15 protein-coding genes are annotated in these 20,579 nt (G+C 68.5%); 10 read left to right on the forward strand and 5 right to left on the reverse strand.

Going from position 1 to position 20,579, the window contains the following annotated elements:
- From hrpA to KDH83_RS20045, 3 genes are all read left to right on the forward strand, one after another.
- The coding region (hrpA, locus tag KDH83_RS20035) for an ATP-dependent RNA helicase HrpA (protein ID WP_249205232.1) at positions 1 to 3,827 on the forward strand (3,827 nt) is incomplete at its 5' end.
- A gap of 338 nt (positions 3,828 to 4,165) precedes the next feature.
- On the forward strand, positions 4,166 to 5,899 hold the full coding sequence (locus tag KDH83_RS20040) for an ABC transporter permease subunit (RefSeq protein ID WP_212319109.1): 1,734 nt from the start codon (positions 4,166 to 4,168) through the stop codon (positions 5,897 to 5,899).
- A gap of 8 nt (positions 5,900 to 5,907) precedes the next feature.
- Positions 5,908 to 7,212, forward strand: a complete 1,305-nt coding sequence (locus KDH83_RS20045) for an AAA-associated domain-containing protein (protein WP_212319111.1) — start codon at positions 5,908 to 5,910, stop codon at positions 7,210 to 7,212.
- A 72-nt stretch (positions 7,213 to 7,284) separates the two neighbouring features.
- On the opposite strand, the gene lpxO is transcribed toward KDH83_RS20045, so the two are convergent.
- Positions 7,285 to 8,184: a lipid A hydroxylase LpxO gene (lpxO, locus tag KDH83_RS20050; RefSeq protein ID WP_212319113.1), complete on the reverse strand. Its 900-nt coding sequence runs from the start codon at positions 8,182 to 8,184 to the stop codon at positions 7,285 to 7,287.
- Between the two features lie 128 nt (positions 8,185 to 8,312).
- On the opposite strand from lpxO, the gene dnaE reads away from it, so the two are divergent.
- From dnaE to KDH83_RS20085, 7 genes are read left to right on the forward strand one after another with little or no spacing between them, the layout of a single operon-like run.
- Positions 8,313 to 11,804 carry a DNA polymerase III subunit alpha gene (gene dnaE, locus KDH83_RS20055; RefSeq protein ID WP_212319115.1) on the forward strand — a complete coding sequence of 1,164 codons (3,492 nt, stop codon included), beginning with the start codon at positions 8,313 to 8,315 and terminating at the stop codon, positions 11,802 to 11,804.
- Positions 11,804 to 12,904: a glycosyltransferase family 4 protein gene (locus tag KDH83_RS20060; RefSeq protein WP_212319117.1), complete on the forward strand. Its 1,101-nt coding sequence runs from the start codon at positions 11,804 to 11,806 to the stop codon at positions 12,902 to 12,904. Before dnaE ends, KDH83_RS20060 begins: the two co-directional genes overlap by 1 nt.
- The gene (locus KDH83_RS20065) at positions 12,901 to 13,758 is read left to right on the forward strand and encodes a polysaccharide deacetylase family protein (RefSeq protein WP_212319119.1); all 858 of its coding nucleotides are present in this window, start codon (positions 12,901 to 12,903) and stop codon (positions 13,756 to 13,758) included. The genes KDH83_RS20060 and KDH83_RS20065 overlap by 4 nt, the downstream gene beginning before the upstream one ends.
- Entirely contained in the window at positions 13,755 to 14,513 is a 759-nt protein-coding gene (locus KDH83_RS20070) for a glycosyltransferase family 2 protein (protein WP_212319122.1), read from the forward strand. The genes KDH83_RS20065 and KDH83_RS20070 overlap by 4 nt, the downstream gene beginning before the upstream one ends.
- On the forward strand, positions 14,510 to 15,625 hold the full coding sequence (locus tag KDH83_RS20075) for a glycosyltransferase (protein WP_212319124.1): 1,116 nt from the start codon (positions 14,510 to 14,512) through the stop codon (positions 15,623 to 15,625). The genes KDH83_RS20070 and KDH83_RS20075 overlap by 4 nt, the downstream gene beginning before the upstream one ends.
- Positions 15,626 to 15,641: 16 nt before the next feature.
- Positions 15,642 to 16,367, forward strand: a complete 726-nt coding sequence (locus KDH83_RS20080; protein WP_212319126.1) for a polysaccharide deacetylase family protein — start codon at positions 15,642 to 15,644, stop codon at positions 16,365 to 16,367.
- Positions 16,342 to 17,502: a glycosyltransferase family 4 protein gene (locus tag KDH83_RS20085; RefSeq protein WP_212319128.1), complete on the forward strand. Its 1,161-nt coding sequence runs from the start codon at positions 16,342 to 16,344 to the stop codon at positions 17,500 to 17,502. Before KDH83_RS20080 ends, KDH83_RS20085 begins: the two co-directional genes overlap by 26 nt.
- Positions 17,503 to 17,602: 100 nt before the next feature.
- Here KDH83_RS20085 and KDH83_RS20090 read toward each other — a convergent pair whose 3' ends face one another.
- From KDH83_RS20090 to KDH83_RS20105, 4 genes are all read right to left on the reverse strand, one after another.
- The gene (locus KDH83_RS20090) at positions 17,603 to 18,157 is read right to left on the reverse strand and encodes an ATP phosphoribosyltransferase regulatory subunit (RefSeq protein ID WP_212319138.1); all 555 of its coding nucleotides are present in this window, start codon (positions 18,155 to 18,157) and stop codon (positions 17,603 to 17,605) included.
- A 338-nt stretch (positions 18,158 to 18,495) separates the two neighbouring features.
- The gene (locus KDH83_RS20095) at positions 18,496 to 18,777 is read right to left on the reverse strand and encodes a YkgJ family cysteine cluster protein (RefSeq protein WP_212319130.1); all 282 of its coding nucleotides are present in this window, start codon (positions 18,775 to 18,777) and stop codon (positions 18,496 to 18,498) included.
- Positions 18,778 to 18,931: 154 nt separating this feature from the next.
- On the reverse strand, positions 18,932 to 19,696 hold the full coding sequence (locus KDH83_RS20100; RefSeq protein ID WP_212319132.1) for a YdcF family protein: 765 nt from the start codon (positions 19,694 to 19,696) through the stop codon (positions 18,932 to 18,934).
- Between the two features lie 15 nt (positions 19,697 to 19,711).
- Positions 19,712 to 20,578 carry a glycosyltransferase family 9 protein gene (locus tag KDH83_RS20105; protein ID WP_349291647.1) on the reverse strand — a complete coding sequence of 289 codons (867 nt, stop codon included), beginning with the start codon at positions 20,576 to 20,578 and terminating at the stop codon, positions 19,712 to 19,714.
- Between the last annotated feature and the right edge of the window lies 1 nt (position 20,579).

Consider the following 20,579-nt stretch of genomic DNA (forward strand, 5'->3'; position numbering starts at 1 on the left):
TTCCCGTCGTCACCTCTCCCGAGGACCTGCCCGTCAGCGCCCGGCGGCAGGAGATCGCGCGCGCCATCGCGGCCCCTCAGGTCGTGATCGTCAGCGGCGAGACCGGCTCGGGCAAGACCCCGCCGTTGCCCAAGATCTGCCTGGAACTGGGGCGCGGCCGCCGCAAGATGATCGGCCATACCCAGCCGCGCCGCCTGGCCGCGACCTCGGTGGCCAAGCGCATCGCCGAGGAACTGAACACGCCGATGGGCGAGCTGGTCGGCTACCAGGTGCGCTTCAACGACCGCACAGGCCCCAACGCGGCCATCAAGCTGATGACCGACGGCATTCTGCTGGCCGAGTCGCAGCGCGACCCGCTGCTGCGCCGCTACGACACCATCATCATCGACGAGGCGCACGAGCGCAGCCTCAACATCGATTTCCTGCTGGGCTACCTGAAGCAGCTGCTGCCGAGGCGTCCGGACCTGAAGGTCATCATCACCTCGGCCACCATCGACGCCGAGCGCTTCGCGCGCCATTTCGGCGCGGCCGAGGACAAGCCGGCGCCGGTGATCGAGGTGTCGGGCCGGCTGTACCCGGTCGAGCTGCGCTACCGCCCGGTGCGCCAGGAGCTGGCCGAGGACGAGGACGCGCCGGCGCCCGCGCGGCCCGGCCGCGAGCGCGACCGCGAACGCATGTCCGGCGACGAGGAGCGCGACCTGATCGACGCCATCGTCGACGCGGTTGATGAATGCGCGCGCCACGGCCCGGGCGACGTGCTGGTGTTCTTGCCCGGCGAGCGCGAGATCCGCGAATCGGCCGAGGCGCTGCGCAAGCACCATCCAGTCGGCACCGAGGTGCTGCCGCTGTACGCGCGGCTGTCGCAGGCCGAGCAGGAGCAGATCTTCCACCCGCGCGGCAATTCGCGCCGCGTGGTGCTGGCCACCAACGTGGCCGAGACCTCGCTGACCGTGCCCGGCATCCGCTACGTGGTCGACAGCGGCCTGGCGCGGGTCAAGCGCTATTCCTGGCGCAACAAGGTCGAGCAGCTGCGCATCGAGCCGGTCAGCCGGGCCTCGGCCAACCAGCGCGCCGGCCGTTGCGGCCGGGTCGGGCCGGGCGTCTGCATCCGCCTGTACGACGAGCTGGATTTCAACGCACGCGCGCCCTTCACCGATCCCGAAGTGCTGCGCTCGTCGCTAGCCTCGGTGATCCTGCGGATGAAGGCGCTGAAGCTGGACGATATCGAACAGTTTCCCTTCGTCGAGGCGCCGCCGGGACGCGCGGTGGCCGACGGCTATCACCTGCTGCAGGAACTGGGCGCGATCGAGCAGTCGGCCGCCGATGATGGCGCCGAGGCCGCCTCGGGCGCGTCCTTCACGCTGACCCGCAGCGGCCAGGAGCTGGCCAAGCTGCCGGTGGACCCGCGCATCGGCCGCATGATCCTGGCCGCGCGCGACCAGCAGTGCCTGGCCGAGATGCTGATCATCGCCTCGGCCCTGTCGGTGCAGGACCCGCGCGACCGCCCCATGCAGGAGCGCGAGGCGGCCGAGGCCGCCCACGCCAAGTTCGCCGACGACAAGTCGGAGTTCATTTCCTTCCTGAAACTGTGGCGCTGGTACGGCGAACAGGTGCAGCACAAGGGCTCGCAGCGCAAGCTGGTGGCGCTGCTGCGGCAGAACTTCCTGTCGCCGATCCGGCTGCGCGAGTGGCACGACGTGCATACCCAGCTGTCGGCGCTGGTGGGCGAGCAGGGCTGGCGCGTCAACCAGGCCGAAGCCACCTTCGAGCAGCTGCACCTGGCGCTGCTGTCGGGCCTGCTGGGCAATATCGGCTTCAAGAGCGACGAGGGCGGCCACTACCAGGGCGCGCGCGAGATCCGCTTCCACATCCATCCCGGCTCGCGCCTGGTGAAGAAGGCGGGGCGCTGGGTGGTCGCGGCCGAACTGGTGGAAACCACCCGGCTGTACGCGCGCTGCGTGGCGCGCATCGAGCCGACCTGGCTGGAACGGGTGGCCGAACACCTGCTGCGCAAGAACTGGTCGGACCCGCGCTGGGAAAAGAAGGCCGGGCAGGTGGTCGCCAACGAGCGCGCCACGCTGTACGGCCTGACCATCTATACCGGCCGGCGCATTCACTACGGCCGGGTCAACCCCAGCCATGCGCGCGAGTTGTTCATCCGCCAGGCGCTGGTGCCGGGCGAGATCGACACGCGGCTGGCCTTCGTGGCGCACAACCGCAAGCTGATCGCGGGCATCGAGAAGCTGGAGCACCAGACCCGCCGGCCGGACATCCTGGTCGACGACGAGCTGATCTACGCCTTCTACGACCGCCAGTTGCCGGCCGACATCTCGCAGACCGCGACGCTGGAAAAGTGGGTGTCGGGGCTGGACAAGGCCGCCGCCGCCAAGCTCATGCTGACGCGCGACGAGCTGATGCGCCACGAGGCCGCCGGCGTCACCACCGAGGTCTTCCCCAAGAAGGTCGAGTGGCAGGGCGTGAGCATGGCGCTGGATTACCACTTCGAGCCCGGCTCGCCGCGCGACGGCGTGACGCTGTCGGTGCCGCTGTTCGCGCTGAACCAGCTCGATCCGGCGCGCTGCGAATGGCTGGTGCCCGGCATGCTGAAGGAAAAGGTGCATCTGCTGCTCAAATCGCTGCCGCAGAAGCTGCGCCGCCATTGCGTGCCGCTGCCCGACTACGCCGCCGGCTTCTACGAGCGCTGGTTCGAGCGCCTGGCCGAGCCGCCGAGCGGGCTGGTCGACGCCGTGATCGCGGACATGTGGGACCAGGTGCAGGTGCGTCCGGCCCAGGCCGACTTCAAGCTGGAGACGCTGCCGGCGCACCTGTTCATGAACTTCCGCGTGGTCGACGAGCATGGCCGCATGCTGGCCGCAGGCCGCAACCTGGCGCAGCTGCGCGCCGAGTTCGGCAAGCAGGCCCAGGCCACGTTCCAGCAGCTGGCCGCGCGCGACACCGAGGTGGCGCAGGCGCTGGCGCACGAGAATCTGACCGGGTGGACCTTCGGTCCGTTGCCCGAGATCATGGAGATCAAGCGCGGCGGGCAGTCGGTGATCGGCTATCCGGCGCTGGTGGACAAGGGCGCGTATTGCGACCTGGACGTGTTCGACGATCCGGACGAGGCGCGCAAGCACCATCGCGCCGGTTTGCTGAAGCTGTTCCGGCTGGGGCTGCGCGAGCAGGTCAAGTTCCTGGAAAAGAACCTGGCCGACCTGACCAAGATCAGCATGCTCTATATGACGCTGGGCACGCAGGAGGAATTGCGCGACCAGATCATCGACTGCGCGCTGGGCCAGGCCTGCCTGGCCGAGCCCTGGCCGGTCAACGAGCAGCAGTTCGAGGCCCGGCGCGCCGACGGCAAGGGCCGGCTGGGCCTGCTGGCCCAGGAAGTGGCGCGGCTGGCCGGCGCGGTGCTGACGGAATACGCGGCGCTGCAACGCAAGCTGCCCCAGGCCAAGCCGCACGCGGCCGCCTATGCCGACCTGCAGCAGCAGCTGGGCGCGCTGATGCCCAAGTGGTTCATCCGCGACACGCCCTATGCCCAGCTGTCGCACTATCCGCGCTATCTGAAGGCGGCGGTGGCGCGCATCGACAAGCTGCGCGCCGACCCGGCCCGTGACGCCAAGCTGGTGGGCGAGATGACGCCGCTGCTGACGCAGTACCAGCGGGCGCGCGCGGCGCTGAAGGGCGCGCCCGACCCGCGCCTGGACGAGTTCCGCTGGCTGCTGGAAGAGCTGCGGGTGGCCCTGTTCGCCCAGGAGCTGCGCACGCCGATGCCGGTGTCGGTCAAGCGCTTGATGAAGAGCTGGGAATCGATAGCTAGATAGCCCCCCCGAGCGCTGCGCGCTTCCCCCAGGGGCATGCCTACGGACCGGCAAAGCCGGCTCCGTGGCATCCCGATGGGGAGCGCCTGTTGCTTGTGGGGCGTGAGTGCTGTGGCTGCGTGACAACCTGGGGGGGCGGGCATGGTGGAAGTGGAGCGCCCAGAAGGGTTGTGGGCTCCGCGAGGTCTCGTTTTTTGGGGCGTGTGCAAGTGGGTTGAAAGTGCGTTGAAAGCAGGGTGAAATAGCCAGGGATTTCAAGTGCCGGCGTTCAGAAATGCGTCATCTGGTTATGCTTGAATGCTCGGGCTTTTCGACTCCCTCCGCCTTGGAGCCTTGCCGCCATGTTCGAGCTGTTCAGCAACCGGACCCGCCCATCGTCCCTGTCCCGCTCGGCGCCCAATCGATGGGACTGGGCCCTGCTGCCGCTGGTGCTGGCGATCCTGGCGCTGATGGCCTACGGGGCCTCGCAGATGAGCCGGCCCTTCGCCGTGGGCGAGGAACTGCCGATCTCGCTGGATCCGGTCTACCTGCCGTACTACCTGCTGCGCACCATCCTGCGCATGTTCACGGCGCTGGCGTTCTCGCTGGTGTTCAGCTTCGTCTTCGCCGCCATCGCCGCCAAGTACCGGACGGCGGAAAAGGCCATGGTCCCGATGCTGGACATCCTGCAGTCGGTGCCCATCCTGGGTTTCCAGGCCATCGCCATCGCGCCCTTCATCGCGCTGTTCCCCGGCAACCTGCTGGGCGTGGAATGCGCCGCGATTTTCGCCATCTTCACTTCGCAGGCCTGGAACATGGCGTTCAGCCTGTACCAGTCCATGCGCACGGTGCCGCCCGAGCTGCACGAGGCGGCGCGCGTGTTCCGGCTGTCGGGCTGGCAGCGTTTCTGGCGGCTTGAGCTGCCCTATGCCACGCCGGGCCTGCTGTGGAACATGATGATGTCCATGTCGGGCGGCTGGTTCTTCCTGGTGGCGGCCGAGGCCATTTCGGTGGCGGGCCAGGACATCAAGCTGCCTGGCATCGGCTCCTACATCGCCGTGGCCATCGAATCGGAGAACGGCGCCGCCATCGCCTGGGCCATCCTGGCCATGATGGCCGGCATCCTGCTGTACGACCAGCTGTTCTTCCGCCCGCTGCTGGCCTGGGCCGACAAGTTCCGCTTCGAGGAATCGCAGGGCGACGCCGCGCAGCAGTCCTGGCTGCTGGACTGGACCCGCCGCAGCCGCTGGATGATGGCGCTGTCGAACCGCTTCTGGGCGCGCATGCGCCGGGCGCTGGGCTGGTTCAGCGTGCCGTATGACGGCACCTCGATCCGCGCCCGCGCCAAGGCGCCCGATCCGCGCTGGTCGCGCGTCTGGGATTCCCTGCTGGCCGCCGGCGCGCTGCTGGCGACCTACAAGCTGGTGGTCTTCGTGCACGAGGACGTGGGCTGGAGCGAGGTGCTGCACGTGGTGGGCCTGGGCGGCCTCACTCTGGTGCGCGTGTTGCTGCTGATCGGCCTGGCCTCGCTGTTCTGGGTGCCGGTGGCGGTCTGGATCGGGCTGCGGCCGAAGTACTCGCAGAAAGTCCAGGCCGTGGCGCAGTTCCTGGCCGCCTTCCCGGTCAACCTGCTGTTCCCGCTGGTGGTCTTCGTGATGGTGGCCTGGAAGCTGAATCCGGACATCTGGCTGAGCCCGTTGATGGTGTTCGGCACCCAGTGGTACATCCTGTTCAACGTGGTGGCAGGGGCGTCCACCATTCCCAACGAATTGCGCCTGGCCTCCGCCAACCTCGGGCTGAAGGGCTGGCTGCTGTGGCGCCGGGTCTATCTGCCGGCCGTGTTCCCCAGCTTCATCACCGGCGCCATCACCGCCAGCGGCGGCTCGTGGAACGCCAGCATCGTGTCCGAGTACGTGAGCTGGGGCGATACCTCGCTGATGGCTACCGGCCTGGGCAGCTACATCAAGCAGATGACCGAGCAGGGCGACTTCCACCGCATCGCGCTGGGCATCGGCGTGATGTGCGTGTTCGTCATGCTGCTGAACCGATTCTTCTGGCGCAAGCTCTATCTGTTGGCCCAGGACCAGGGCCGCTAGGAAACCTCATGAACGCCAATACCCTGATCGAACTGCATGACGTGGGCAAGTCCTTCCGCGCCGCCGACGGCACGGCGCGGCATGTGCTGGAGCACGTGGATTTCATCCTGCATGAAGGCGAGATCGTGGCCCTGCTGGGCAAGTCCGGCTCGGGCAAGTCCACGCTGCTGCGCATCATGGCGGGCCTGGTCAACGCCGACCAGGGCACTGTCATGTATCGGGGCCAGCCGGTGTACGGTCCGGCGGCGGGCATCTCCATGGTGTTCCAGTCCTTCGCGCTGTTCCCGTGGCTGACGGCCCAGCAGAACGTGGAGCTGGGGCTGGAGGCGCAGGGCGTGGCGCCGGCCGAGCGCGCCCGCCGCGCCGACGAGGTGCTGGATCTGATCGGGCTGGGCGGCTTCGGTGGCGCGCTGCCGCGCGAGCTGTCCGGCGGCATGCGCCAGCGCGTGGGCATCGCCCGGGCGCTGGTGATGAACCCCGACGTGCTGCTGATGGACGAGGCCTTCTCGGCGCTGGACGTGCTGACCGGCGAGACGCTGCGCGACGACATGCTGGAACTCTGGGACGAAAGCCGCATCTCGACCAAGGGCATCCTGATCGTCTCGCACAACATCGAGGAAGCGGTCATGATGGCCGACCGCATCATCGTGTTCGCCAGCGATCCGGGCCGCATCCGCAGCCAGGTGCAGATCGGGCTGCCGCGGCCGCGCAACCCGGATTCGGCCGAGGTGCGGGCGCTGATCGACGAGGTCTACGCGCTGATGACCTCGCGCCCGGCGCACGGCGCACCCACCCCGCGCCAGCAGGGCCTGGGCTACCGCTTCCCGCAGACCGAGGTCGAGCGCATGGAGGGCGTGCTGGACGTGCTGGCCGAGGCGCCGTTCAACGGCCGCGCCGACCTGCCCAAGCTGGCCGAGGAAGCCGAGATCTCCGACGACGACCTGCTGCCGGCCTGCGAGGCGCTGGGCCTGTTCGGCCTGGCCCAGATCGACCGGGGCGACATCTTCCTGACGCCGCTGGGGCAGCGCTACGTGCTGGCCGACCAGGGCCAGAAGCAGCTCATCTTCGGCCGCCAGCTGCTGGCGCACGTGCCGCTGGCCGCGCATATCCGCCACAGCCTGGAGCAGGAGCCCACCGGCCAGCTGCCGGAAAAGAACTTCCTCGATTCGCTGGAGGAATTCCTCAAGCCCGACGAGGCCGAGCGCGTGCTGAAGATCGCGGTGGAGTGGGGGCGCTACGGCGAGATCTACGGTTATGACTACCGGACCGGCGTGCTGACGCTGCCGGAGCCGGAGCAGGAGCCGGCGGCCTGAGGCTCCCGGCGGGAGCCGCGCAAATGAAAAAAGCCGGCGCGGTCGCCGGCTTTTTCCTGTCCGCGCGGCGGCTCAGAGCGCGATGAACGCCACCACCACCAGCACGATCAGGCCGTACTTGACCACCTTGTAGGCGTTGCGGTTCCAGGCCTTGAAGGCCTTGCGCTTCTGCTCGAAGCGCCAGTGCGCGTGCGTCAGCTTGTTGATGGCGCCGGTCTGGTCGCCGCCGTCGTTGGGCGAGCTGGCGGCCGACATCACCACCCGGCCGAACCAGCGGTTGAAGGCCTCGGCCCAGCGCCACTTCAGGGGGCGTTCGACGTCGCAGAACAGGATGATGCGGTTCTGCTGCGTCTTGTTATAGGCCTCGTGCACATAGGTTTCGTCGAACACCACGCTTTCGCCGTCGCGCCAGCTGTAGGTTTCGCCGTCCACGATGATGTGGCAGCCGTCGTCGTTGGGCGTGGACAGGCCCAGGTGGTAGCGCAGCGAGCCGGCGAAGGGGTCGCGGTGGGCGTTGAGCTGGCCGTCCGGCGGCAGCTCGGCGAACATGGCGGCCTTGACCTTGGGCAGCGTCTTGAGGATGGCCACGGTCTTGGGGCAGAGTTCCTCGGCCGAGGGGTGGCGCGCGTCATACCACTTCAGGTAGAAGCGCTTCCAGCCGTACTTGAAAAAGGAGCTGAAGCCGATGTCGTTGTGCCCGTCGGCCGCGCGGATGCGGCGCATCTCGGCCATCTGCAGCGCTTCGTCGCGGATCGTCTCCCAATTGTCGTCCAGCACCTTCAGTTCGTCGATCTCGCGCGACGGCAGGTAGGGCGTGGTGGGCACGCGCGAGGCCAGCACCATGAAGGCGTTGACCGGCGCCAGCAGCACGGAGTGGTCCAGCAGCTGCCGGCTCAGCGGCAGCTTGACGCGGCCGCGGAAGTGCGCAAACAGGATGGCGGCGAGCCAGATCCCGGGAATGAGCCATTTCATACGTGAATCTCGTCCTGGAACAGGATTTCGGGTGCAAGGCGTATTGTTACACAGGGTTGCGGGGCGCCCGGATCGGGATCCCGGCGCGAAAGGGGTTTCGACCGATATGACTGGGTACAATTCCCGCCATGTCCGAAGCCGCAATAACTCCGTCCCCCTTTGTCCACCTGCGCGTCCACTCCGAGTTCTCGGTCGTCGACGGCATCGTGCGCATTCCCGACCTGATCAAGCGGGTCGCCAAGCTGGGCCAGCCGGCCGTGGCGCTGACCGACCTGTCGAACCTGTTCGGCCTGATCAAGTTCTACAAGGGCGCGCGCGGCGCCGGGATCAAGCCCATCGCCGGCTGCGATGTCTGGATCACCAACGACGACGACCGCGACAAGCCGTTCCGCCTGCTGCTGCTGGTGCGCAACCATCAAGGCTACCTGAACCTGTGCGAGCTGCTGACCCAGTCCTTCCTGGTCAACCAGGGCAAGGGCCGGGCCGAGATCCGGCGCGAATGGCTGCAGGGCCAGGAAGGCCTGATCGCCCTGTCGGGCGGGCGCATGGGCGACGTGGGCCAGGCGCTGGACGCCGGCAACGCCGTCTCGGCGCTGGCGCTGGCGCGCCAGTGGGCGCTCCTGTTTCCGGGCAGCTACTACATCGAGCTGCAGCGCGCCGGTTTCGACGGCGACGAGGCCTACACCCAGGCGGCCATGCGGCTGGCGGCCGAGGCCGGCCTGCCGGTGGTGGCCACCCATCCGGTGCAGTTCCTGGACGACCATGAATTCCAGGCCCACGAGGCCCGCGTCTGCATCGCCGAAGGCGAGATCCTGGCCAATCCGCGCCGCGTGCGCCGCTTCACCAAGGACCAATACCTGCTCAGTTCCGAGGAAATGCACCGGCGCTACGCCGACGTGCCCTCGGCGCTGGCCAACACGGTCGAGATCGCCAAGCGCTGCAACCTGAGCCTGGTGCTGGGCAAGCCGCGCCTGCCCAACTTCCCCACGCCCGACGGCGTGTCGCTGGACGACTACCTGGTGCAGCTGTCCGAGCAGGGCCTGGAAAAGCGCCTGGCCTTCCTGTTCCCGGACGAGGCCGTGCGCGAGTCCAAGCGCGAGCAGTACTACGAGCGCCTGCGGTGGGAGTGCAAGACCATCATCCAGATGGGCTTCCCGGGCTACTTCCTGATCGTGCAGGACTTCATCAACTGGGGCAAGAACAACGGCGTGCCCGTGGGCCCCGGCCGGGGCTCGGGCGCCGGCTCGCTGGTGGCCTACGCGCTGGGCATCACCGACCTGGACCCGATCCGCTATGACCTGCTGTTCGAGCGCTTCCTGAATCCGGAGCGGGTGTCCATGCCCGACTTCGATATCGACTTCTGCCAGGACAACCGCGAACGCGTCATCGACTACGTCAAGGAAAAGTACGGGCGCGCGGCCGTGAGCCAGATCGCCACCTTCGGCACGCTGGGCGCCAAGGCCGTGGTGCGCGACGCCGGCCGGGTGCTGGACATGCCCTATATGTTCTGCGACGGTCTGTCCAAGCTGATCCCGTTCAACCCGATGGATCCGTGGTCGCTGGAGCGCACGCTCAAGGACGAGCCGGCCTTCAAGGAACGCTACGAGCAGGAAGAGGAAGTGCGCGGGCTGGTGGACCTGGCCCAGCCGCTCGAGGGCCTGACCCGCAACATCGGCATGCACGCCGGCGGCGTGCTGATCGCGCCGGGCAAGCTGACCGACTTCTGCCCGCTGTATTGCCAGCCCGGCCAGGAGAACAGCGCGGTCTCGCAGTTCGACAAGGACGACGTCGAGGCTGCCGGCCTGGTGAAGTTCGACTTCCTGGGCCTGCGCAACCTGACCATCCTGGACTGGGCGGTGCGCTACGTGCGCCAGTTCAACGCCGACAAGCGCGACTTCGACGTGATGGCGCTGGAGCTGGACGACGCGGCGGCCTACAAGATCCTGTGCGACGCCAACACCACGGCGGTGTTCCAGCTGGAATCGCGCGGCATGAAGGAGCTGCTCAAGAAGCTGCGGCCCAACACCTTCGAAGACATCATCGCCATGCTGGCCCTGTACCGTCCGGGGCCGCTGGAATCGGGCATGGTGGACGACTTCGTCAACCGCAAGCACGGCCGCGCCTCGGTCGACTACTTCCACTCGGACCTGGAGAGCACCCTCAAGAGCACCTATGGGGTCATCGTCTACCAGGAACAGGTGATGCTGATCTCGCAGATCATCGGCGGCTACTCGCTGGGCGGCGCCGACCTGCTGCGCCGCGCCATGGGCAAGAAAAAGCCCGAGGAAATGGCCAAGCACCGCGAGCTGTTCGAGCAGGGCGCCAAGGAAAAGGGCCATGACCCGGACCTGGCGGTCAAGCTGTTCGACCTGATGGAGAAGTTCGCGGGCTACGGCTTCAACAAGTCGCACTCGGCCGCCTACGCGCTGATCTCGTACCAGACCGCCTGGCTCAAGGCGTATCACCCGACCGAGTTCCTGGCCGCCACCATGTCGTCCGACATGGACGACACCGACAAGGTGCAGATCTTCTGCCGCGACGCCCAGGACAACGGCGTCGAGGTGCTGCCGCCGGACGTGAACCACTCGGGCTACCGCTTCGAGCCGGTGGCCGACAAGCACACCGAGAAGGGCAAGCCGCCGCGCACCATGCGCTACGGCCTGGGCGCGGTCAAGGGCACGGGGCAGGGCGCGGTCGAGGAGATCCTGCGGGCGCGCAAGGAAGGCGGCCCGTTCCAGAACCTGTTCGACTTCTGCCGCCGCGTCAGCAAGCATTCCGTCAACCGGCGCACCGTCGAGGCGCTGATCAAGGCCGGCGCCTTCGACGCCATCGAGCCCAACCGCGCCGCCATGCTGGCCTCGGTGCCCACGGCCATGGAAGCGGCCGAGCAGGCCGCGCGCAGCGCCAACCAGGCCTCGCTGTTCGGCGACGACAGCGGCGACGTGGTGGCCGGCGAGCTGGCCAAGGTCGCGCCCTGGGACCTGCACAAGAAGCTCACCGAGGAAAAATCGGCGCTGGGCTACTACTACAGCGGCCACCTGTTCGACGCCTGGCGCGACGAAGTGCGCCGCATCGTGCCCATGCAGCTGGCGCGGCTGGAGCCGCAGCGCGACCTGCAATGGATGTGCGGGGTGCTGGCCGGCGTGCGCACCATGATGACCCGGCGTGGCAAGATGGTGTTCGCGGTGCTGGATGACGGCACCGCCCAGGTCGAGATTTCGGTGTTCAACGAGCTCTACGAAAAGCACCGCAACCGGCTGCGCGAGGACCAGCTCATCATCGTGCAGGGCAAGGTCAGCAATGACGACTATTCGGGCGGCATGCGCATCGTGGCCGACCAGCTGTATGACCTGCAGCTGGCGCGCGAGGCGCGCGCCAAGTCGCTGCGCGTCAAGCTCAACGGCGGCGCCGACGCCGCGCGGCTGCGGCAGTTGCTCAATCCGTTCCGCGCCGAGCCCGAGAACGGCATCCCCGGCGTGCCGGTCGATATCGTCTATACCAAGAACAACTTCCTGTGCACGGTCCGGCTGGGCGAGGAATGGCGCGTGCGCATGGCCGACGCGCTGTTCGAAAACCTGAACGCCTGGACCAAGCCCGACGGCGTCGAGGTCACCTACTGATGCGTAAGCTGCGTATCGTCCACTCCGAAGCCGCCACCAGCTTCGGCGGCCAGGAAGGCCGCATCTTCAAGGAAATGAATGCCATGCGCGCGCGCGGGCATCATGTCGAGGCCATCTGCCAGCCGCAGGCGCTGCTGGCCACGCGCCTGTCCGAGGCCGGCTTCACCGTGCACACGCTGGAAATGGACGGCCCGCTCAACTACCTGAAGGGCGTGGCCACCATACGCGGCATCCTGCGGGCGGGCCGTTTCGACGTGCTCAACACGCACAGCCGGCGCGACACCGTGATCGCGGCGGCGGCCGGCCGGCTGGCCGGCACGCCGCTGATCGTGCGCACGCGGCACCTGTCCAACAAGGTCGGCTCGCTGTGGTCCTATACCCGGCTGCCGCATTGCGTCACCACCGTCAGCGACCACGTGCGCCAGCACCTGATCGATCGCGGCGTGCCGCCGGGTCGCGTGGCCACCGTGTACTCGCCCATCGTGCTGCCGCCGCCCGTGGAGCATTCCACGCTGCGCGGCGAGCTGGGCCTGGCCCAGGACGACGTGGTGGTCGGCTGTGTGGCCGTGATGCGCGCCACCAAGGGCCACAAGGACCTGATCGACGCCATCGCCCCGCTGATGGCCAGCCGCCCCAAGCTGCACCTGGTGTTCGTCGGGGGCGGCTCGCCGGTGTTCGAGCAGACCCAGGAATACGTGGCGCGACTGGGCCTGCAGGACCGCATCCACCTGATGGGCATGCGGCGCGACGTGCCCAACCTGCTGGCCGGCTTCGACCTGTTCGCGCTGGCCACCCAGCAGGAAGCGTCCGGCACCGTCTACGTCGAGGCGCAGGCCAGCGGCCTGCCGGTGGTGGGCACGGACGTGGGCGGCGTGTCCGAGATGTTCCGCGATGGCGAGACCGGCATCCTGGTGCCGCCCAAGGACCCGGCGGCGCTGGCCGCCGCGCTGACGCGGCTGATCGATGATCCTGCCCTGCGCCGCGCCATGGGCGAGGCCGGCCGCAAGCTGGTCTGGGACGAAGGCGTGTTCTCGCCGTCGCGGTTGGCCGAGAACACCGAGGCGGTCTACTGCAAGTGGCTGGCGGAGCGCGGCAAATGAGCTCGCGCAGCGCGCCCAACGTGCCGGTGCTGATGTACCACCACGTGACGCCGGCCGGCGGCATGATCGCCGCCACGCCGGACGTGTTCGAAGACCAGATCGCGCGCCTGGCGCGCGCCGGCTACCAGTCGCTGTCGGCCGACCAGTTCGCCGCCTGCCTGGCCGGCGAGCCCGTGCCCGAGCGTTCGGTGCTGATCACCTTCGACGACGGCTACCTGAACAACTGGGTCCACGCGCATCCGGTGCTGGCGCGCCACGGCATGCGCGCCGTGCTGTTCATCATCACCGGCTGGATCGGCGACGGTCCCGTCCGGCCGCATGCCGGGCAGGGCGGGCCGCTGCCCGCCACGCCGGACCACGACGCCTGCAAGCAACTGGTCGCCGCCGGCCGCGCCGACGAGGTCATGCTGCGCTGGAGCGAGATCGAGGCCATGCGCGCCGCCGGCACCTTCGAATTCCATTCCCATACCCACACGCACACGCGCTGGGACAAGGAATGCGCCGGCGACGTCCAGGCCAAGCGCGCCCGCATCGCCGACGAGCTGCGGCTGTCGCGCGAGGCGCTGGCCGGACGCCTGGGCAGCGTCAGCGACCACCTGTGCTGGCCGCAGGGCTATTTCGACGCCGACTACGTGGCGGCGGCGCGCGAGGCTGGCTTCCGGCACCTGTACACTACCGACCCTTTCGGCCAGAACACGCCCGGCGCGGATCCCGAGCACATCTACCGCTTCGCGGTGCGCAATCGCGGCGGCTCCTGGCTCAACCGGCGCATCTGGCTGTCGCGCGACCCGTTCTGGGGCCCGCGCTACCACGCCTGGAAAGCCTGGAAAAAGCGTCTTAGGAATCGCGGATGAAGCTATCGGTCATCATCATCACCAAGAACGAGGCGGCCAACATCGCCAAGTGCCTCAAGTCCGTGGACTTCGCCGACGAGTTCATCGTGGTGGACTCCGGCAGCACCGACGGCACGGTCGAGCTGGCCCGCGCGCTGGGCGCGCGCGTGGAAGTGACGAGCGACTGGCCCGGCTTCGGGCCGCAGAAGAATCGCGCCGTGGACCTGGCGACCGGCGACTGGGTGCTGTCCATCGACGCCGACGAACTGGTCACGCCGGAACTGGCGCGCGAGATCCAGGAAACGCTCAAGGCGCCGCGCGGCGATGTCTATGAAATGCCGCGCCTGTCCAATTTCTGCGGCCGCGACATCCGCCACAGCGGCTGGTGGCCCGACTACGTGGTGCGCCTGTTCAAGCGCGGCACGGCGCGCTTCAACGACGCCTATGTGCATGAGCGCGTGGTGCCGAACGACGGCAAGCGCCCGCTGCAGCTCAAGGGCCATTTCCACCATTTCCCCTACGACACGCTGGACGCGCTGATCAACAAGATCAACCGCTATTCGTCGGACGCCGCCGCGTCGATGTACGCCAAGGGCCGGCGCACCTCGATCTTCGGCGCGCTGGGGCACAGCTTCTGGACCTTCGTGCGCATCTACCTGATCCGCCGCGGCTTCCTGGACGGCCGCCACGGCCTGGTGCTGGCCGTGACCGCCGCGTCGGGCAGCTTCTACCGCTATTCGAAGCTGATGTTCCTGGCCGAGAAGAACAAGCAGTGAAGATCCTCTACACGAACTTCCACGGCGGCAACGGCGGCGGTCACGTCACCTACATCATCAACCTGGCGCGCGCGCTGTCGCGCGAACACCAGATCACCGTCGCGGCGCCGTCCACCAGCCGCCTGTACCGCTACGCCAAGGCGATTCCGGGCGTCACGGTCGAGGACATGCGCTACACCACGCGCCCCTCGTCCTGGTTCGGCGACCGTGCCCGGCTGCGCCGGCTGATCAAGACCGGCGGCTTCGACATCATCCATGCCAACGGCTCGGCCGACCACAAGCAGGTGATGCTGGCCACGCTGGCCATGGCGCGCCGCCCGCGCATCGTATTCACCAAGCACAACGACCATCCGCTGACCAGCTTCGGCCACAAGCTGCGGGTGGCGCTGGCCACCGACCACGGCATCGCCGTCAGCGACTACATCCACGGCATCATGGCGGCGTCGCCCTACGGCCGGCGCCCCATCACCACCATCCGCCACGGCATCGACACGAACTTCTTCGCGCCGCCGCCGCCCGACAGCCTGGACAAGCTGCGCGAGCTGATCTTCGGCCCGGAATGGCGCGGCAAGCTGCTGCTGGGCAGCGCCGGCGGCACCGACTACGACAAGGGCTGGCTGGACCTGGTGGCCGCCGTGGCTGCGCTGCCGCCCGAGGACAAGGCGCGGGTGCTGCTGATGGTGGCCGGCGATCCGCCGTCCGAGGCCAAGCTGGCGCGCGTGCGCGAGCTGGGCATGATCGACCAGGTGCGCTTTCCCGGCCTGCTGGACGATGTGCGCGCCTCGCTGGCGTCCTGCCATGCGGGTTTCGTGCTGTCGTACCGCGAGGCGCTGTCCTTCGCCTGCCGCGAGATCATGGGCCTGGGCCTGCCGGCCCTGGTCAGCGACGCCGGCGGCCTGCCCGAGAACGTGACCGACGGCGGGGACGGCTGGATCGTGCCGGTGCGCGACGTGCCGGCCATGACCGCCAGGCTGCGGCTGATGCTCGACCAGCCGGACACGGTCCGGCAGATGGGCCGCAACGCCCGGGAAACGGCCCTGCGCGACTTCAACCTGCACCGTTTCGCCGCCGCCACGCTGGACGTCTACCAGCGTACGCTGGCTGGACGCTGACCTTATAATCCGGTCCATGCGTATCCCCATTCTCATGTACCACCAGATCGGCGAGCCCAATCCCAAGGGCACGCCGTTTCGCGGCCTGACGGTGCACCCGTCCGACTTCACCCGCCAGATGCGCTGGATGCGCCGGCTGGGCTATCGCGGCCTGTCCATGCGCGACGTCATGCCCTATGTGCGCGGCGAGCGCCAGGGCAAGGTGTTCGGCATCACGTTCGACGACGGTTTCCGCAACGTCTATGAAAATGTCACGCCGGTGCTGAGCGAGCTGGGTTTCACCGCCACCAATTACTTCGTCTCGCACCAGTTCGATGGCGGCAACGTCTGGGACAAGCACGTGGGCATTCCGCACGCGCCGCTCATGTCCGTGAGCGAGATGCGCGCCTGGGCCCAGGCCGGCAATGAGGTCGGTTCGCACACGCTGGACCACGTCCACCTGCCCGCGCTGTCGCCCGACGAGGCCCGCCGCCAGATCGTCGAATCCAAGGACGAGCTGGAACAGGCGCTGGGCGCGCCGGTCACGGCCTTCTGCTATCCGTATGGCGAGCAGCAGCAGGAGCACCGCGACATGGCGCGCGAGGCCGGCTACGACAATGCCACGCTGACCGTGCGCGGCCGCGCCGGCGCCGATGACGATGTCTTCGGGCTGCCGCGCGTGACGGTGTCGCGTTCGACCGGCATCCTCCGCTTCCTGCAGAAGTGCCTGACCCGGTATGAAGACTCCCGCCGGCGCGGTTGAGCGGCGGCTGCGCATCGCGCTGCTCGTCGACCGTTTCGGCAACCGCTTCGGCGGCGCCGAGGCTTATGGCGTCGAGCTGATGCGGGTGCTGGGGCAGCGCCACGACATCGAGATCGTGGCGCGAGACTTCGACAGCGACCTGCCTTTTCCCTTCCTGCCCATCCGTTTCCCCGGCTGGCTGCCCAGCTGGATGCGCGTGCTGTATTTCGCCTGGCGCGCCGACCGGCTCACGCGCGGCCGCTTCGACATCGTGCATTCGCACATGAACGGCTGGGCCGGCGAGATCCAGGTCATGCACGTGACCCCGGTGCGCTACAACCGCCTGACCCGCGTCAAGCCGCTCAAGCGGCTGACCGCCTGGCTCAGCCCCCGGCTGGCGACCTACCTGCTGCTCGAGAAATCGCGCGTGCGTCCCGCGCCCGAGCGCCGCGTGGTGGCCGTGTCCGGGCTGATCATGGACCAGCTGCACCGTAGCTACGGTCCGAGCCTGGCCGTGGACATCATCGCGCCCGGCGTCAAGCTGCCCTCGGCCGCCGATGCCGCCCAGCGCCAGGCCGTGCGCGGCCGGCTGGGCTGGGACGACGACACCATCGGCTGCCTGCTGGTGGCGCGCAACCCGCTGCGCAAGGGTCTGCCGGCGCTGCTGGACGCCTTGGCGCAGCTGCCCGCGCACTACCGGCTGCTGGTGGTCGGGGCCGACGACGCCACGCGCGAACGCGTGCGCGGCGCGGGCGCCATCGCGCACCGGGTCGCCCTGATCGAACCCACCCCCGAAGTCGCCCAGTATTTCAGCGCGGCCGACATCTACGCCCATCCCACGCTGAACGACAGCTACGGCATGGCGCCGCTGGAAGCCATGTCGCATGGCCTGCCGGTGGTGGTCAGCTCGCCCGCCTACTGCGGCTTCGCACAGTACCTGTCAGCGGGCAAGGACGCGCTGATCCTGCAGGATCCGCGCAACGGCGCGCAGCTGGCGCAGGCGCTGGAGCGGCTTGGGTCGGAACCCGAACTGCGCGCCTCGCTGGCCGAACGCGGCCTGGCCATCGCGCGCGAGCAGAGCTGGGAAGCGGTGGCGGCGCGCTATGAAAACCTCTACGCGCAGGTGCTGCGCGAACGGGAGCAGGCCACGGCCTGATCGGGAAAACAGGAAACGGGGCGTGCATCGTCCCGTTTTCTTTGCGTCCTTGCCCCGGGGCGATAGCACCGAGGCAAGGCGATGGCCGGAAGCCGGGCCGCTAAATCAGGCCTTGCGCTTGCATCGCCAGCAGCAGCCGTTCAGCGCCGAAGGCGAAACCCGCGCCTTCCGGGTATGCACCGCCGCCGAGTATCTGCTGCTGTGCGCCCAGTTCGGCGCAGCGCATTTCGAAGCCCTGGCCGTCCAGGTAATAGCTGAGGCCTCTTTTCGCCATGCCATCGGTCTGGTAGCGCAAGCCCAGCGCATCCAGGAAACCGGCGGCCAGGGCTTGGCTGCGGCGGGAGGCGGAGGCCGGGTCCGGGCTCAGCAATTCAAATCCCAGCTGGGTGAATTCCCGATACCGCCCCGCCTGCGGCCGCTCATAGCGGTAGCATCGCGCGATGTAGAACAGTGGCCTTTCAAGTCGCCTGCCGAGTAGCTCGGCGCTACGTTCCTGGAACAGCGCGGTGGCTTCCGGGATCAGGCAGCACGGGCGGCCCTTCTTGTCCGCGAAGGCCCACATCTGGCCCATGATTTCACTGCCGCCGGTCTTCTTGATGAACGTGTCCTGCGCCCACAGGGCGGGGACGATGGCTTCCTCGGCGCCAGCTTCAATGAAGGTAGCTCCGGTAGCGGTTTTCCAGCGCGCGGGTCTGGGCGGCTTCGTTGCCGACGATGAATCGGGTTCCTCGGATCATGGTCATGGTGATGCTCCTGGTTCGGAAAGAAGGAATAAAAAAAGGCGCCTGTTGGCGCCTTGGTCGTTGAGCACGGTACGGGTGTCGGATGCGTATTCCCGGAATCCTTGCTATGGACGTAACGAACCACGGCGCAATAGGCTGCTGCCGTGGTGGTGAAGCTTGACGAGGTCGTTACGGAAATCCATCGCCGTATCCTCACACAAGGCATCCAGCTTGTAAACCCAGCCTGGCGCGCCGGCGAATGGATCGCGGTTCAGACGGACACGGAAGTTTCCCGCTCCAGCCAGCCGAGCCAATGCATCGCCTGCTCCCGGCTGCCTCCGCACATCTCGGCCGACGGCCGCAGCCCGCCACAGACGGCCGGCCGCTCGGGCTGCCCGAAAATCCCGCAGCGCTCATCCGCCAGCAACTGCGCGCAGCGCACGCCGGCCGGCTTGCCATCCGGCATGCCAGGAATCGGACTGGAAATCGACGGCGCGGTACAACAGGCCCCACAGCCAGGCCGGCAGTCCTGCGCCTGCAAATGCATATTCATAGATCCTATTTATCCACGCCAACAACTCTGGCTACGCCAACAGCTCTGGTCCACGCCAGCAACCACCGCGACCCGGGCCGCGCGGAGCCGGCTCCGCCGGTCCGCAGCGGCGCCCCCTTGAGGGGGAAGCGCCGCAGGCGCTTCGGGGGTGGACCTACACCCAGCCGCGCAGCCAGTAGACGAACAGGCCCGCGTATTCCTTGATGATGGAGCGGCTGGCGTCGAACGTGCGCTGGTCGGGCACCCACAGCGACAGCGAGCCGTCGGTGGGCGGCACGATCTGCGGCGGCGCCGGCGCGGCGATGGCGACCACGCCCTGCTTGGCGAAGGCGGCCATGGCGCGCGGCATGTGCAGCGCCGAGGTCACCAGCAGGATCTTGCCGATGCCGCGGGCCTTGAGCTGGTCCTCGGTCATGGCGGCGTTCTCGTAGGTGGTGCGGCTGGAGTTTTCCAGGATCAGCGCCGTTTCCGGCACGCCTTGCTGGCGGATGGCGTGGGCCATGCCGCGGGCTTCGCTGACGTCGCCTTCCAGCGCGCCGCCCGACAGCAGCACCTTGGGCGCGCGGCCGGCCAGGTAGAGCTGGGCGGCGATGTCGATCCGCACCACGGCCTTGTCCTTTTCATAGGGCAGGAACCAGTTGGCGCGGCCGTTGGCCGTGTTGCCGCCCAGCACCACGATCGCGTCGGCGGTCGGGGACTGCTCGGGCGACAGGTGGGGATAGCGGCTTTCCAGCGCCCCGCCCAGCCAGACCGAGGTCGCCGGCAGCGACCAGGCCAGCGCCCATAGCAGGCCCGCGACGATCAGCGCGCCGCCGGTCTTGCGCAGCCGGAACAAGCCCAGCACCAGGCCGATGACGACCAGCGTCATGCACAGGTTGAACGGAATGATGAGGTTGGTCAGATAGCTGGAAAAGGTCATGTCTAAACAATCCGGTTACTGCTGGCCGTCCAGCAGGCGCCTGGCCTGCTGTTCGACTTCGTCCTCCGGCGGCCATGCGTCTTCAGCGCCCACGCAGACCGCGCGCGGCGACCAGGGGCCGGTGCGGCCGGGCCGGGTGACGCCGAACAGCGTGAGCTGCCGGGCGGACGCGGCGGCGGCCACGTGCGAGACGCCTGAATCGTTGCAGATCACCAGGGCCGACCGCGCGGTCAGGGCGGCGAAGGCGCCGAGCGACAGCGGCGGCAGCAACTGGGCGGTCGGCGCATTGCGCCGGGCCTCGTCCGTTTCCGCGGGAGGAGGGCACATTACCACGGTATGGCCCTGATTCTGCAAGCCGCGGGTAAGTGTATCGAATCCTGGCCAGACTTTGATCTTGCCCTTGTGCAGGCCGGTGGCGGTGGGCGCGATCAGGACGAAGCGCTGGGCTGCGGGGAGGGGGGCGGCGAGGGCCTCGGGGGCCGCCCGCGCGTGGGCGGGCGGGAGCGGCAGGTCCAGCGGGGGGGCGGGTGGGGCCGGGCCGGCGGGCGGTCCCCAGCGCGTGAGCGCGGCGCGGGTCAGGTAGTGCCAGGATTCGACGGCGTGCAGGGATGCGTCCGGCTTGTCCACCGGCCAGCGCAGCAGCAGGCTGCGGCCGTCGTCCCGGTAGCCGGCCGACGGCAGGCCCGCCAGCCGGAACACCAGCGCGCTGGACAGCGAGTCGGGCAGCAGCAGGCCGCGGGCGCGCCCGCCGTCGCCCCCCCGCGCGCCGCGCGGGGTGGCGTCAGCCGCCCGGGCGTGCCCGACCCTGCCTCGCAACGCGGTGTAATACTCCTCGGCCAGGCCCCCTGCTCGGCCCCGCGTCGAGGCGCGCGGTGCGGTCACG

The organism is Achromobacter sp. Marseille-Q0513, from assembly GCF_018195695.1.
Taxonomy (GTDB): Bacteria; Pseudomonadota; Gammaproteobacteria; order Burkholderiales; family Burkholderiaceae_B; genus Achromobacter.

Coding starts and splice junctions, on each gene's coding strand:
- KDH83_RS20085 (WP_212319128.1), top strand. CDS start 16,342: ATGAAGACTCCCGCCGGCGCGGTTGAGCGGCGGCTGCGCATCGCGCTG.
- KDH83_RS20065 (WP_212319119.1), top strand. CDS start 12,901: ATGAGCTCGCGCAGCGCGCCCAACGTGCCGGTGCTGATGTACCACCAC.
- KDH83_RS20045 (WP_212319111.1), top strand. CDS start 5,908: ATGAACGCCAATACCCTGATCGAACTGCATGACGTGGGCAAGTCCTTC.
- KDH83_RS20100 (WP_212319132.1), bottom strand. CDS start 19,696: ATGACCTTTTCCAGCTATCTGACCAACCTCATCATTCCGTTCAACCTG.
- KDH83_RS20095 (WP_212319130.1), bottom strand. CDS start 18,777: ATGAATATGCATTTGCAGGCGCAGGACTGCCGGCCTGGCTGTGGGGCC.
- dnaE (WP_212319115.1), top strand. CDS start 8,313: ATGTCCGAAGCCGCAATAACTCCGTCCCCCTTTGTCCACCTGCGCGTC.
- KDH83_RS20040 (WP_212319109.1), top strand. CDS start 4,166: ATGTTCGAGCTGTTCAGCAACCGGACCCGCCCATCGTCCCTGTCCCGC.
- lpxO (WP_212319113.1), bottom strand. CDS start 8,184: ATGAAATGGCTCATTCCCGGGATCTGGCTCGCCGCCATCCTGTTTGCG.
- KDH83_RS20060 (WP_212319117.1), top strand. CDS start 11,804: ATGCGTAAGCTGCGTATCGTCCACTCCGAAGCCGCCACCAGCTTCGGC.
- KDH83_RS20070 (WP_212319122.1), top strand. CDS start 13,755: ATGAAGCTATCGGTCATCATCATCACCAAGAACGAGGCGGCCAACATC.
- KDH83_RS20080 (WP_212319126.1), top strand. CDS start 15,642: ATGCGTATCCCCATTCTCATGTACCACCAGATCGGCGAGCCCAATCCC.